This is a genomic window from Planctomyces sp. SH-PL14, assembly GCF_001610835.1.
Classification (GTDB): Bacteria; Planctomycetota; Planctomycetia; order Planctomycetales; family Planctomycetaceae; genus Planctomyces_A.
The window spans coordinates 7769909-7783836 of sequence record NZ_CP011270.1 but is presented as its reverse complement, the minus strand read 5'-3'; the positions used below and the strand labels follow the sequence as shown (position 1 = coordinate 7783836).

The following is a 13928-nucleotide window of genomic DNA, read 5'->3' as shown; positions in this document are numbered from 1 at the left end:
GACGATAAGCGGCCGGTCGAAAGCTCGTCAATCACCGTGTTGACCGCAGACACGCGACCAAGGCAGGCGGTTGCCGAGTCGACCGGTGGCGACTTCCGTCACTCAGCCCGACCACCCTGCGACCGGGTTTCCGACGAATTCGCCGTCCGGTATCGAAGAACGGTATACTGCAGTCAGTTCTCGCTTCGGCGTCTCAACCGCGGTGGCTCCTGCGTCGGGAAGCAGAGCCGGGCACGATTTCCTCCCGCTGACACTCCGAGGCGACTCTCACGATCCGACCGGTCGCGAGTCACCATTTCTCAGCTCGGCGCGGGTTGCGGACTGCCATGGATCGCCCCACCAAGAAGATCGGCCTCTCCCTGTCCGGCGGCGGCTTCCGGGCGAGTCTTTACCATCTGGGGCTGGTCCGCTTCCTGCGTGACGCCGGCATCCTGCCCAACGTGACCCATATCACGTCCGTTTCCGGCGGGAGCATCCTGGCCGCCCACCTGGCGTTGAACTGGGGCCGGTACAACGGATCGGACAGCGAGTTCGAAGCGGCTGCGAATGAGCTCCTGACGTTCATCGGGCTCGATGTCCGCAACCGGATCGTCCGCCGGTTTCCGCTCGGTTTCGCCGTCCGCTGGGGGCGGCGGCTGCTGGGCCTCTCCAACCGCAGGCTGACGCGGACCGGCCTTCTGGAAGACCACTACGAAAGGCATCTCTTCGGCGATCGAAGCCTGTTCGAACTGCCGGCCTCTCCGCAGCTTCACATCCTCGCGACGAACCTGAGCGAAGGCTGTCTCTGCTCGTTCCACCGCGACGGCCTCCTGATGATGCGGCGGCGGCGACCGGGTCACAGCATTCGCGTCGATCAGATCCGGGCGAGCCTGGCCACCGTCTCCATGGCGGTGACGGCCTCGTCCGCCTTTCCGGGCTTCTTCCCGCCTGTCGAGCTGACGGGGGCGGACGTCGGGGCGGCGGACGGAGAGTTCGACCGGCAGGCCTTCACCGACGGCGGGGTCTTCGACAATCTCGGCGTCCGCATGTTCCACTATCTCGAAGGGGTCCTGGCGGGGGAGGACTTCCACCTCGATGGGGTCCTGATCAGCGACGTGGGGAAGCCGATCGCGATCCGCAGCCAGCAGCAGCGGACAGGGGGGATGGTCCGGACGAGCATGCGGGCCAGCGATATCCTGATGGACCGCGTCTGGCAGTTGGAGACGGAAACCTTCAAGGACACGCCGGGCTTCGTCTTCGCCCGCGTCGTCGACATCGTTGAGCCGGAAGACGACCCGACCGCGCCGCACCCCGAGATCCAGCGGCAGCTGCCGGGAATGCGGACCGATCTCGACCGCTTCTCACCGCTCGAAATCAGCTGCCTGGTCCGCCAGGGCTACTGCGTCGGCCGCAAGGTCTGCCGGGCTCGCCCCGATCTGTTCGGCTCGGACCTGCCGTCCACCCCGCCGTGGGATCCCTTTCCGGAGTCGCATGGAGCGACATCGCCGCCCTCCTCGATCACGTTGCGGCCGCCGGAAGGGGAGAGCGGCGCCATGAGGACCGTCACGGCGGAGGCCCGGTCCCTGCAGCACTCCGCGATCCGGAGGATCTGGAGCACCCTGCTGGATTACCGCGACTGGAGCTCCTACATCTACGTCCCGATTCTGGTCCCGCTCCTGACGGTCATGCCCTACGTGATGTACCGGGTCTACCAGCGGTCGCACCAGGTCAGTCAGATCGTCGAGTCGCTGGCCCAGAACACCCAGGATCTGGAGCAGATGACGCAGCTGATGGAGGGGCCCGTCCCCCCCTGGACCGGCGAGACCGCCGGGGAACTGGTCGGCAATCCCCGCCCCGACAATGCGGGATTCCTGATCCTGCAGGATTGCCGCATCCTCGACCTGCGACGATGGAAGCCCGACGAGGCGGCCGATTCGCAGTCGTACCTTTATGGTTATCGGCGGCTGAAGGTGCTCCGGCGGGATGAGCCCGGGGGACCGCCGCTGTTCCGGGCCAGCGTGCTGGCGCTCAGCCCGAAGACGCAGGTCCGCTTTCCACCGCAGCGGTTGACCCCCACTCTCCATTCACAGAGAGCGCCGGCCGCAGTGGAGAGGGGGGAAAAGCGCGTTCACTGGGAAGTGCAGGCGGACTTCCGTCAGGTTCCACGCGGCGAATCGGTCGACATCATTTATGAGCACCTTTCGCCCGGGCTGTTCGTGCGGGAAGGAAGCGGCTCGGCCACGCTGGCCTTCGATGTCGACACGGAGACGGCGGAGCTGACTCGCTGGCTGCTGCTCCCCGAAGGGCGGGAGTTCCGCAATTACCACCTGATGCGGTACGAGATGACAAAGCCGGACGCCGTCGAGCACGTCGATGTCGTCACCCGCTATCTGGCGGACGATTTTTCCATCCTCGCCTTCAAGCTGCTGGCGCTGAAACCGGGTTATACCTATGAGCTGACGTGGTACTATCGATAGGACCAGGAGGGCTCTGACAAGCGGCTGCCGGCGCGCTCGCGAGTCCGCCGGGCCGCGTCACGGCTGGAGAATTCGGGGATCCACGTTGGTGCGTCGCTCCGAAGTCGGCACCGGCGATGCCCATCCGAACCGCGGCGGCGCAGCGGACAGCACAGCAGGCAACGGGGAGCCGGTCACGGAGACGGAGAAGCCATGAGCGACGAGCGGAAACCGCGGCGATCAGAAGCGGATGCCGAGCTGGAGCGGGAGATCCTCAAGGAGCGGAAGTTCAGCCTGGCGGAGGCGATCGGCCGCATGGCCGGACCGGGGGCGATGAAAGGGGAGTCGCCGATCACGCGGTTGCAGCAGGCGGGCGCGGAGATCGAGAACTGGCTGCGGGCCCACCTCACCGATCCGGGCCGGGGACTGGAAGTGGTCGTGCTCCGGGACGTGAGGGAAAGCGAACTCCTGTCGAAGAGCCCCGATCAACCGCTGGCGGTCCTGGGGCGCTACTGCCGGAAGATCCTCGGATCGTCCTACCTGCTGGAGGAGCTCGTCCGCCGCGCCGATGTCGAGTGGGGGCAGATCTTCGATCAGCGTCCCTACTTCCAGAGAGCGGGGTCGCCCCCCGACGCCGAGGATCCTTACACGATCGATTCGGTCCGCCACATCCTGAACGGCCTCCTCGCAAAGCTGCCCGTTGCTGAGGAGTAGCCCTGGGACGCATCCCAGGGGGACTCGGAGTGGTCGATCAGCCCCGCCACCGCGCCCCGGTCGGGAACGTGTAGTCGGCGATCGACTCCGGCTTCATCTCGATGCTGTAGCCCGGCGCCGTCGGCGGCATGTACCGGCCGTCCCGCAGGACGACGGGTGCGAGGAAATGCTCGTGGAGATGGGCGGCGTACTCCGTCAGCCGGTCCTCCATCGAACCACTGATCGCGACGTAGTCGAACATCGAAAGATGCTGGACGTACTCGCACAGCCCGACGCCGCCGGCATGCGGGCAGACCGGCACGCCGAACTTGGCCGCCATCAGCATCACCGCCAGGATCTCGTTGACGCCGCCGATCCGGCACGAGTCGATTTGGCAGACGCCGATCGCCCCCGCCTGGAGGAACTGCTTGAACATGACCCGGTTCGCGCAGTGCTCCCCCGTGGCGACGAGGATCGGCGCCACGGCGTCGGCAATCGCGGCGTGTCCCAGGACGTCGTCCGGGCTCGTCGGCTCCTCGATGAACCACGGCTTGAACTCGGCCAGTTTCTCCATCCAGGCGACCGCCTGCTCGACGTCCCACACCTGGTTGGCGTCCATCATCAGGCGGCGGTCCCAGCCGATCTCCTCGCGGATGATCCGGCAGCGACGGACGTCGTCCTCCAGGTCGCGGCCCACTTTGATCTTGAAGCAGGACCAGCCGTCGGCAAGACATTTTCGACAAAGCGCCCGCAGCTTCTCGTCGTCATAGCCGAGCCAGCCCGCGGACGTCGTGTAGGCCGGGAACCCGTCGCGCTCCAGTTCCTCGATCCGCTGGCTCTTCGTAGCCCGCTTCTCCTGAAGAATCGCCACCGCCTCCTCCGGCCGGAGGGCATCGGTGATGTAGCGGAAGTCGATCGCCCGGACGATCTCCTCCGGCGTCATGTCCGTCAGGAGACGCCACAACGGCTTCCCCTCGACCTTGGCGTAGAGGTCCCACACCGCGTTGACGACCGCCGCCGTCGCGAGGTGGATCACCCCTTTCTCCGGCCCGACCCAGCGAAGCTGGCTGTCGCCGGTGACGTGCCGCCAGAAGGCCCCCAGGTTGTCGGTGAACGATTCCAGCGTCCGCCCGACGACGAGCGCCGCGAGCGATTCGATCGCCTGGCAGCACAGCTCATTGCCGCGGCCGATCGTGAACGTCATCCCGTGGCCCGCCAGCCCGTCGGGCCGATCCGTGTGGAGGATGACGTACGCCGCCGAGTAGTCCGGATCCGGGTTCATCGCGTCCGAGCCGTCGAGGGTCTTCGACGTCGGAAAGCGGAGGTCATGGACGGAGACGCGGGTGATCGTAGTAGGCATCGCAACCAGTTGCGGTGGGAACGCGTGAGATCTGAGCTTGTTGCTCCGGAGCGAAATCTAGCGATCGCTGGCCCGGGTCACGACTCAGAATCGAAACGGCCTGAGCGGTATCAGCCTCCAACTCCCGACGAAAGAAGGAGCAGGCGACGCTATTTGACGACCTCGACCTTCCAACCCAAAAACTCCTCCTTCTGCAGCGTTACGCGTCGATGTTCCAGTTTCTCTGTTGTGAGCACAAAGATCTCGAGTCCTTCGTCGAGATCGTAGTAGTCGCTGGGGGGGCCGAGCATTGGGATGACAATCTTGACGTCTTTCATGTCAATGGAGACGGGGGGCTCAACGGGTTTCCACTTGATCCACCACTTCGCGTCTTGGGGGACGTCGACTCTCAAGCCGGGGATCTTTTCGCCCAACTGCCAATCTTCCAAGATTGCTTCGGCATTGTCCGGAACGAACGAGCTGTATTCCGTGTTGAGTGGCCGATGGGCATCCTGCGGAAACTGCTTTGCCAGATTCATCCATGACTCGTTGTACTTCAAAAACAGGCTGTGGCGGCCGACATCAAAATCTTTGTTGTACACAAGGAGCCGAGGGGGCGGCGTCTCGAAGATCGACCACGCAAATGGGTTTTCTCCTCTCTGCTTAGCGGCGGCGACTCGTTCCTCGTAGGCGGCCAGGACCAACTTGAGCCGGTTGGCGACCTCCGGAGTAAAGTGCCTGACTTTCAGGGTTGAGAACCCGCAGACCCCATTGAAGCTTCCCGTGGTTTCTGGCTGCATATACGCCAGAGAGATCTCCCGTTGTTCGGTCCACGCTTCAAGATCGTTTTGATCGCAGAAGCCTGTATAAAAAGCGTCCCCCGGCATGAAATTGACGTCCGCGGATGCCCTTCTCCAATGACCTCCCAGGAGCAGAGCTACGATCAGGAGAAGCTGTTGAAAACGGCCCATTTCGAATCTCTCTTTGACTTCCAGCCCCAATTCGACCCAATCGCTGCCAGGCGGTGGAGATGTGCCTGCAACGAGATTGGAGTCACTTCGCCGGCATGTCTATTGACCGTGTCTCCGAGAGGGGAGCACACCGTCCCAGAACCGACCTAGTGCACGAACAGGAACTGCTTCGAGTTGATCAGCGCCCAGAGCAGGTCCTGGTAGAACTCGGTCCGGTTCGGCGTCCCCGCGAGGAGTTCCTTGGCGGACGCGATCTCGGAGTTCGTCGCGGGGCGGGCAAGTGCGCGGAGGTAGACCTCGCCGATCGCCTCTTCGTCGGACTTCTTCTCCTTCACGAGCTTGGAGATAAAGCCCCCGCCATCGGCAATCTTGTTTGCCAGGATGTCGCCGTTCAGCGTGTGCAGCGCCTGACCGAGGCTCTCGTCCGGCGTCCGCTCGCACTCGCAGACGCTGGCCCGCTTCGGCTTGGCGAACGTGTTCAGGAAGTAGTCCGGATACTCGGCGTCCGGGAGCTCTATCGCGCGGGTTCCCTTCGGAAGATTCCTGAACTTCGTCGGTGATCCCGTCACCTGGTCGATCGCGTCCAGGAGCGGCTCCGCGGCGATCCGCTTCACCCGGTAGTGGCTGAAGAACTTGGAGTCGGCGGCATTCTCCGGCGTCGGCTGCGAGTCCCGCTGGTAGAGCTTCGAGGTCATGATCGTCCGGATGAGCGGCTTGAGGTTGTAGCCGCCCGCGATGAACTCGTCGGACAGGGCGTCAAGCAGTTCCGGGTTCGAAGCCGGATTCGTCCCCCGCATGTCGTCGACCGGCTCGACGAGTCCCCGGCCGAGGAGGTACGAGACGTAGCGGTTCACGACCGAGCGGGCGAACGCCTTGTTCTCCTTGGCGGTCAGCCAGTCCGCCAGGGCGATCCGCCGGTCGAGGGGATGATCGAGCAGCGGCCCGTCGAGAGCCTTGGGAGCAAGCGTCTTGCCGGTCTTGGGATGCCGGGCATCGCCGGCCGATTTCACGGTGACCACGAGCTCCCGCCCGAAGATCCCGAACTCCTCGCTGGTCTTTGTTCCGACCCTGGAGAAGAACCCCGCGAAGGCGAAGTAGTCCTCCTGGCCGTATTTCTCGAAGGGATGATGGTGGCACTGCGCGCACTGGATGCGGGTCCCCAGGAACAGCTGCGCCGAGGCTTCGGCCAGATCGTTCGGTGAGCGGTTGATTTCATAGAAGCTGGCCGGTCCGCTCGAATTGACCGAGCCCTTGGCGACGATCAGCTCGCGGACGAACTCGTCGAACGGCCGGTTCGTCCGGAACTTCTCCTTGATCCAGTTGTGCATGGCCCACATCCGCTGCTCGGCGACTGCTTGTCCGTCACTCGAGTTGCGGAGCAGGTCGGACCACTTCAGCGTCCAGTAGGCGGCGTAGCGATCGTTGTAGAGGTCCTGCGCCGGATCCCCCGTCAGCCCCAGGAGACGGTCGACGAGCTTCGAACGCTTCTCCGGATCGGACGAGGCGAGGAAGGCCTGGGTCTCCTCGACCGACGGAACGCCGCCAATCGCATCGAGAAACGCCCGCCGCAGGAACGTCGTGTCGTCGCACTCGCCCGAGGGGACGAGACCGAGCTCCCGGAACTTGCGCTCGGCGTGCTGGTCGACGAGGTTCGGGGAGTTCCAACCGGCAAACGGGCTCGACGAGTTGAAGGGGGAGACAAAGAGCGCGATCCGGGCATGGCCGACGAACCGGACCATGATCGAACCCTGCCCGCGTCCCTCGGTCGTCACCACTCCCTCCGGGCTGACCGACACCACGGCGTCATCGAGCGAGTCGTAACGAGCCCAGGCGGTCACGTCGCGCTCGCGGCCGTCGCTGTATTTGGCCACGACGCGGAGCTGCTGTTTCGCATCGACCGCCAGCACGCGCTGCCGAGGGAAGACCTCGATCCCGACGACATCCGCCTCGTTCGACGACGCAGCCGCTCCCGCCTTGATCCAGGCGACCAGGATCTCATAGTCGACCGAGCCCTTCTTGAGCCGCGCTCCGCCCCCGTGGGAGACCTGCATCGTCGGCTTGCGGAGGATCAGGCTCTGCTCCGGCTCGACGAGGTTGATCCGCCGTCCCAGTCGATCGCGGGCGATCGAGCGATGATCGAGGTCGGGATCGAAGCCGATCACCGAGAGGACAAAGCCCCCCTTGCCGTACTGGCTGGCGTGGCAGGACCCCGCATTGCAGCCGGCGCTGCTGAGGACCGGGGTGATGAACTCGCGGAACCCGGGCCGGGGGGCATCGACCATCTCCGTCACGGCGACGGGAACGCGTTTCGCCATCCCCCCCACCGAGACCTCGACTTCGGCCCGACCGTTGCCGACCGCCGTCAGCCGGCCGGAGGAGTCCACCATCACGACGGCCGGATCGGAGGAGCGGAAGCTGGCGGCCCCGGTCAGGTCGGCCGACTTTTCGTTGACCGCGGCGGCATCCTGGGCCTCAACGGCCAGAACCTGCGCCCGCGCAAAATTCCCCTTCAGCTCGACCGACTCCGGAATGATCGTCAGCGCCGTCGGCTCCGCCCCCGCGGACAGCGACAGGGTAATGAAGGCGAACAGACACGCCAGGCAGCGAGGCATGGCAGAGCTCCGCGAAGGAGGGCAGGGGACGGAGGCGAGGCAGGCGGGACGGCGCGAGGCGGGGATGTTCTGACAGTCGGTCGGGAAGGTCCCCGGAATCGACGGTCCGAGCATCGGCAACGATTATTGCGATCGTCCAAGTTCTATTCCATCCTCAAGTTCCGAATAGGTCAAAATCCACTGATCCGTTGATTTGGCTGCGGTCGAACCACTACGATGGCCGACACTGCGGGGCTCCTGCGCTCCGTCCCACCTGTTGGTCACCCTTCGCCGGTCTCCCGACCTCTCCACTTCGGGTCTCCGGTTCCCACCCTGAAGGATCCTGCCATGCTGGACCTCTGCCCGGGCTCCCTCCGTGACTGCGAACGCGTCACCCGTCGGGGACTGCTCAAAGTCGGTGCACTGTCGGCTCTGGGGATCACGCTTCCGATGTGGCGGCAGGCGCTCGCCAACTCCCCCGCGGCCGCCGAAGGGGCGAACTGCATCCTGATCTGGACGCAGGGAGGAACCAGCCACCACGACACATTCGATCCCAAGCCCAACGCCCCGGTCAGCGTGAAAGGGGAGTTCGGCACGATCAGCACCGCGGTGCCAGGAGTGCAGTTCGCCGAGATCGTCCCGAACATGGCCCGCGAGCTTCACCGCTTCGGCCTGCTCCGGAGCTGGAACCCGGAGAACGGCAGCCACGGCCACGCCGACCAGTGGGCCCTCTCCGGCCGCCGGTTCAATCCTTCGGTCCACTATCCCACGTACGGCTCCGTCATCAGCTGGCAGAAGGGGTTTCGTTCGGCCCTTCCTCCGTATGTCCAGCTGGGAAGCTCCATCGACCGGCGGTTCGGCGGCGGCGGGGCGGGGATCCTGGGGCTGCAGCACAATTCGTTCGAGATGCTGGCCGATCCGAACGCGGCCCAGTTCGCCGTCCGCGACATCACTCCGCCGAACGGCATGAAGTCCGAGCGGATCGACCGTCGCCGCAAGATGCTGACCGCCGTCGACGACCTGCAGCGCCGCGCGGAGCTGCAGCCGGAAGCCTTCGATGCGCTCGATGAGCACTACAAGGCAGCCCTCAACATGATCACGGCCCCGGAGACGAAGCGGGCCTTCCAGATCGACGAAGAGAAGGCCGAGCTCCGCGACCGGTACGGCCGGACGAAGTTCGGCCAGAGCGCTCTGCTGGCCCGGCGGCTGATCGAGTCGGGGGTGCGGTTTGTGACCCTCACCGACGGCGGGTGGGATACGCACGGCAACAACTTCAACAGCCTGAAGAACAACCGCGTCCCGCCGGTCGACCAGGCGCTGCCGGCTCTCCTGGAGGACCTGGAAGAGCGGGGGATGCTGGACTCGACGCTGGTCGTCTGGCTGACCGATTTTGGGCGGACTCCGGCGATCAACTCGGCGAGCGGGCGAGACCACTGGGCGAGCGCGGGCTTTGCGATCATGGCGGGGGCGGGCGTTCCGGGCGGCTCGGTGATCGGGGCGACGGACGAAGAGGGTGGGAAGCCGGTCCGTGATGAGTACACGACGTCGGCGATTGCGGCGACGATCTATCACAAGCTGGGTCTGCCGCTCGATCTGCATGCGAAGGCGCCGGACGGCCGTCCAATCCGTCTGATTGAAGGGGAACCGATCCGCGAGTGGATCTGATCGCGGTCGCGCCCGCGCCGGCACGACGTTGGTAGCTCAATCCCAACGTGCGACGGCCACTGGGGTCAAGGGGGCCACGCCCCCTTGCCGCCGGAGGCACTTCGATGAGGAAACGTGGGACACAACGGACGCCCCCTTTGGGGAAGCGACGTTGAGGATTCAACGCTCGCTTTGCATTCCCGCGGGCTGGTGAGGGGGCATACGGCACGGTGTCCGCGCTTGGACACGCGCTCCTTCAGACATCGCTCGACGGCTAGGCCTCCGGCGGGCAAAGGGGCGCTGCCCCTCTGCACTCCCCACCAGGGGTGACCCCCTGGACCCCGGTTTTTGCGGCGGTTTTTGCGAGGCGTCTTGCCCGCCCCTTGCCCAACCGCAACACTCCCACCTGACCACGAGGTGACAGAGTGCCCGCCCCCCCCAAAACAACTTCTTCAACCACCCCGGCCCCCACTCCTCCACCCACGGCCCCGTCCGTCCCGCCCATCGTCCTCCGCAGCCTCGTCGTCCTCGCGCTGGCCCTCGTCTCCGCCCGCCTGCTGACCGCCATGCCGCTCAGCAGCGCAAACGACCGCTCCCGCTGGTGCACCGTCTACTCCCTCGCACACCAGGGGACCTACCAGATCGACGACATCCGCCAGCGCCCCGGCTGGGACACGATCGACATCGTCAAAAAAGACGGCCACTTCTACTCCACAAAGCCCCCCATCCTTTCCTGGATCACCGCCCAGCTCTATCTCGGCCTCTACCGCCTCACCGGCTGGACCTTCGACACCCGCCTCGAATGGGTCACGCGAACCCTTCTCTTCCTCATTAACGTCCTGCCAGCCGCCCTCTCCTGGGTCATCGTCGTCCGCTGGGCCCTCCGCTTCGCCCAGACACCGCTGGCCGCGGTCGTCACCGTCCTGACCTGTACCCTCGGCTCGCTCCTGACGCCGTTCCTGACCACCTTCAACAACCACACCCCGGCCGCGGCGGCCGTCGTCTTCACCCTCGCCGCCGCGATCCCGATCCTCCTGGACGGCCGCCGCGATGGCTGGCGGTTCTTCCTGGCCGGCCTCTTCGCCGCCTGGACCGTCTGCAACGAACTCCCCGCGGCCGCCTTTGCCGGCCTCCTCTTCCTATGGCTCATGAGGCTCTCGCCGCGGAAGACGCTCACCTGGGGAATCGTCGGCGCGCTGCTGCCACTGGCCCTCTACTTCTGGACGACCTATCAGGCGACCGGCTCCTGGAAGCCGTTCTATGCGTCGTACGGCAAGGAGCTCTACGTCTTCACCCACGAGGGAGTCCCGAGCTACTGGACCAATCCCAAGGGTCTCGACACGAACCGCGACTCCTGGAAGACCTACCTGCTCCACTGCACGATCGGCCACCACGGCTGGTTCTCGCTGACGCCCATCTTCCTCTTCAGCCTCCTGGCGTGGTTCCCCGGGGGACTGCGGAATCATCCGCTGCGGGGCCTGATGCGTCTCGGCGGGGCCGTTTCCGTGATCGTCTTCGCGTTCTACATGCTCCAGCCGGAGCACTACAACTTCGGCGGCAAGAGCCAGGCGCTGCGGTGGATGCTGTGGGTCACTCCCTTCTGGGGGCTGGCGCTCCTGCCGGCGCTCGATCTCTTCTGCCAGGCCCGCTGGTCGCGCGGGCCGGTGCTCTTGGCCTTCGGTCTGTCCGCCTTTTCCGCCTGGTATCCGGCCGACGGTCCTTGGACGAGCCCCTGGATCTACTCGCTCATGGAGCGCTGGAAGTGGATCGACTACAGCGATCTTCGCCCGCCGCTGCCGCGGCCGATTTCGAGCTGGATCTACACGCTCCCGGAAACCGCCGGCCCCGATCCCGACTACTGGACCGAACTCGAGTCCCTCTCGGCGGACGGCGTCCGGCAGGTGCTCCGCCTGGAAGACGCCGGCCCCTTCGAAACGATGGGACGCCGTCTGCGGGGGATCAAGGTGATCCGCGCCCGGGGAGCGGACGAGCCGGTCTCGCAGATTCTGTACGTCGACCCGAAGGCCCTGATGTCCGGGCTCGCGGCGGAGAGCGTCCTGGCGGGGGACGTGACCGAAGAAGACCGAGTCTTCTTCCAGGGACTTCCGCAGGGGAAGAGCTACGCCGTCTCCTCGGTCCGGTACGTCAAGACGCCCCTGGAACAGGATGCCCTCCCGACGCTCCTGATCTACTCGAGCTGCGCCGTCCCGGACGCCGCGGCGCCGGGGGGATCCCGCTCGTACATCCGCGACGTCTGGACGAACGAAACGTTGCCATTCGGCATCGTGCAGACGGACGCCCGCATCGCGGAGTTCGGCTCCACGGTCCCCGTGGCCCGTGAACGATGGAGTCTGAAGGGGGTTGGCAAGCGGCTCCCCGCGAAATCGGCCGCGGCCGACACGCCAAAACCGGGTCCAGCGACACCCTGATGCTTGCCCAGATTCCCTGACCGCTGCGACCGGACTAATCGCTACCGGTCTTTCCGCCGGAGCCCGCGACCTCTTCAGAAAAGTCGAACGGAAATTGACCCCCTGCGCCGGGGGACTTAGATTCCGGTTGAGCCGCATGCTCCCGCGGCCTTGGAATCGGTCCATGGCACACTATCAGTTGCGAGTCCGGCTGGCCCTGGGACTGTTCGTCCTGATCGTTGGTTGCGGCACACAGGCCCAGCCTCCCGCCGCGCCGGTCTCGCGAACCATTTCGGTCCCCGCGGCGGCTCCCCAGCAATGGCAGCCGGAAACGGCGGCCGGCCCCTGGAAGTACGTGCTGCTCCACCACTCGGCCACGGAGTCCGGTTCGGTCGCATCGATCGACGCGGAGCACCGGGCCCGGCGGGACGCCAGCGGAAACCCGTGGAGGGGGATCGGTTATCACTTCGTGATCGGCAACGGCCACGGAATGGCGGACGGCCAGATCGAGCCGACCTTCCGCTGGAAAGACCAGTCCGCCGGAGCCCACGCGGGAGAGGCGACATTCAACGAGCAGGGAATCGGGATCTGCCTGATCGGGAATTTCGAGCAGGCCCCGCCCACCGAGAAGCAGTTGGCTGCCGCGAGGCGGCTGGTCGGTTACCTGAAGGGGGAGTTCCGGATCCCCACTGACCGTGTCCTGAAGCATGGCGACGTGAAAGCGACCGCCTGTCCCGGAAAGCATTTTCCCGCCCAGGAACTGGCGCGGGTCCCGGCAGTCTCGGCCGCACCGACGGTCCGGGTGAGCCGGTAACGAAGTCCAAGGGAATGGTCCGTTCGAAACGAGGGAGTGCGTTCGCTCGCCTCCCGGTTCGAACCACTCAGGGAGGATACCGCTATGCCTCGTTCGCTTCCGCAGCCGCAGGTCCGGACTACATCTCCCGCCGCGTGGATTCACGGGGAGGGGACGGCGGTTTTTGTCCCGGAGGGCTATGAGCCCCGCTACCGGTATCCGCTCGTCTGCTGGCTGGAAGATCCTGCGGCGGAGCGTCCTGAGGCAGGGCAGTGGTTCCCGGCGGCCTCATCGCGGAATTGCATCGTTCTGGCTCTCAGGGCTCCGTCGGGCCGGGGCGGGGAGGGGAATGCGGCGTGGCGGACCGATGAGCTCGCGCTGTGGTCAACGCTCGACGATGTGGGGACGGCGATTGCGGAGTTGAGTGCGGAGCTGAGCATTCATCCGGATCGGGTTGTTCTGGCGGGTCGCGGGATGGCGGCTCAGGTTGCGGTTTCGCTGGCGTGTCTCGATGCCGAGCGGTTCTGTGGAGCGGTGGCGATTGATCCGCTGCCGGAGATGGATTTGCCGGTGTGTGAGGATGAGCGGGAGATGGAGCGGCGGTTGCTGGTGGTGGAGATGGCGGCGGGCGAACCGGGCGAACGAGTGGTGCAGCGGCAGGCGGGGCTGGTGGTGGAGTCGGTCTCGTGTGCGACCCGGCAGACGGCGGCGCGGGAGCTCATGAACTGGATTCTGTCGCCGGTCGACAGCGTCTACCGATAGCAGCCCACCTCGACATCACGCCCATCACCGGGTCCAGGGGCACCCTGGTGGGGAGTGCAGAGGGGCCTGTGTTGTTTTTTCGGCCCTTTGCCCGCCGGAGGCCGTCTCGTCTCGACCTTACTGAAGGAGCGGGTGTCCAAGCGCGGACACCGTGCGGCATGCCCCCTTACCAACCCGCGGGGATTTCAAAGCAAGTGGTAAGTCCTCGACGCCGGTTCCACAAAACGGACGTCCGTTCCTTACCACGGTTCCTCATGGAAGCGCCTCCGGCGGCAAGGGGGTGAGACCCCCT

General features: G+C 65.6%; 9 protein-coding genes. 6 read left to right on the top strand and 3 right to left on the bottom strand.

The annotated features are described in order from the left end of the window. Positions 1 to 326 precede the first annotated feature (326 nt). Complete coding sequence (locus tag VT03_RS29975) at positions 327 to 2456, top strand: patatin-like phospholipase family protein (RefSeq protein ID WP_075096402.1); 2130 nt, start codon at positions 327 to 329, stop codon at positions 2454 to 2456. 192 nt (positions 2457 to 2648) lie between these two features. After that, positions 2649 to 3149: a hypothetical protein gene (locus tag VT03_RS29970; RefSeq protein ID WP_075096401.1), complete on the top strand. Its 501-nt coding sequence runs from the start codon at positions 2649 to 2651 to the stop codon at positions 3147 to 3149. Positions 3150 to 3186: 37 nt separating this feature from the next. Here VT03_RS29970 and VT03_RS29965 read toward each other — a convergent pair whose 3' ends face one another. The 3 genes from VT03_RS29965 to VT03_RS29950 form a co-directional block, all read right to left on the bottom strand. Next, complete coding sequence (locus VT03_RS29965) at positions 3187 to 4488, bottom strand: L-fuconate dehydratase (protein WP_075096400.1); 1302 nt, start codon at positions 4486 to 4488, stop codon at positions 3187 to 3189. 149 nt (positions 4489 to 4637) lie between these two features. After that, positions 4638 to 5468, bottom strand: a complete 831-nt coding sequence (locus VT03_RS29960; RefSeq protein WP_156514848.1) for a hypothetical protein — start codon at positions 5466 to 5468, stop codon at positions 4638 to 4640. A 116-nt stretch (positions 5469 to 5584) separates the two neighbouring features. Continuing rightward, positions 5585 to 8050 carry a DUF1549 domain-containing protein gene (locus VT03_RS29950; RefSeq protein WP_075097377.1) on the bottom strand — a complete coding sequence of 822 codons (2466 nt, stop codon included), beginning with the start codon at positions 8048 to 8050 and terminating at the stop codon, positions 5585 to 5587. 327 nt (positions 8051 to 8377) lie between these two features. Here VT03_RS29950 and VT03_RS29945 point away from each other — a divergent pair, with 327 nt between their 5' ends. The 4 genes from VT03_RS29945 to VT03_RS29930 all read left to right on the top strand — a co-directional run bounded on the left by VT03_RS29945 (position 8378) and on the right by VT03_RS29930 (position 13636). Continuing rightward, positions 8378 to 9694 carry a DUF1501 domain-containing protein gene (locus VT03_RS29945; RefSeq protein ID WP_075096397.1) on the top strand — a complete coding sequence of 439 codons (1317 nt, stop codon included), beginning with the start codon at positions 8378 to 8380 and terminating at the stop codon, positions 9692 to 9694. Positions 9695 to 10098: 404 nt separating this feature from the next. Continuing rightward, positions 10099 to 12102 carry a hypothetical protein gene (locus tag VT03_RS29940; protein WP_156514847.1) on the top strand — a complete coding sequence of 668 codons (2004 nt, stop codon included), beginning with the start codon at positions 10099 to 10101 and terminating at the stop codon, positions 12100 to 12102. A gap of 163 nt (positions 12103 to 12265) precedes the next feature. Next, the gene (locus tag VT03_RS29935; RefSeq protein WP_075096395.1) at positions 12266 to 12895 is read left to right on the top strand and encodes a peptidoglycan recognition family protein; all 630 of its coding nucleotides are present in this window, start codon (positions 12266 to 12268) and stop codon (positions 12893 to 12895) included. An 84-nt stretch (positions 12896 to 12979) separates the two neighbouring features. Continuing rightward, a complete protein-coding gene (locus VT03_RS29930) occupies positions 12980 to 13636 on the top strand; it encodes a hypothetical protein (RefSeq protein WP_075096394.1) in 657 nt (218 codons plus the stop codon). The last annotated feature ends 292 nt before the right edge of the window (positions 13637 to 13928 follow it).

Bases quoted from the DNA above. Each gene is read 5' to 3' on its own strand.
- VT03_RS29935 (WP_075096395.1), top strand. From the start codon at position 12,266: ATGGCACACTATCAGTTGCGAGTCCGGCTGGCCCTGGGACTGTTCGTC.
- VT03_RS29950 (WP_075097377.1), bottom strand. From the start codon at position 8,050: ATGCCTCGCTGCCTGGCGTGTCTGTTCGCCTTCATTACCCTGTCGCTG.
- VT03_RS29970 (WP_075096401.1), top strand. From the start codon at position 2,649: ATGAGCGACGAGCGGAAACCGCGGCGATCAGAAGCGGATGCCGAGCTG.
- VT03_RS29930 (WP_075096394.1), top strand. From the start codon at position 12,980: ATGCCTCGTTCGCTTCCGCAGCCGCAGGTCCGGACTACATCTCCCGCC.
- VT03_RS29975 (WP_075096402.1), top strand. From the start codon at position 327: ATGGATCGCCCCACCAAGAAGATCGGCCTCTCCCTGTCCGGCGGCGGC.
- VT03_RS29945 (WP_075096397.1), top strand. From the start codon at position 8,378: ATGCTGGACCTCTGCCCGGGCTCCCTCCGTGACTGCGAACGCGTCACC.
- VT03_RS29965 (WP_075096400.1), bottom strand. From the start codon at position 4,488: ATGCCTACTACGATCACCCGCGTCTCCGTCCATGACCTCCGCTTTCCG.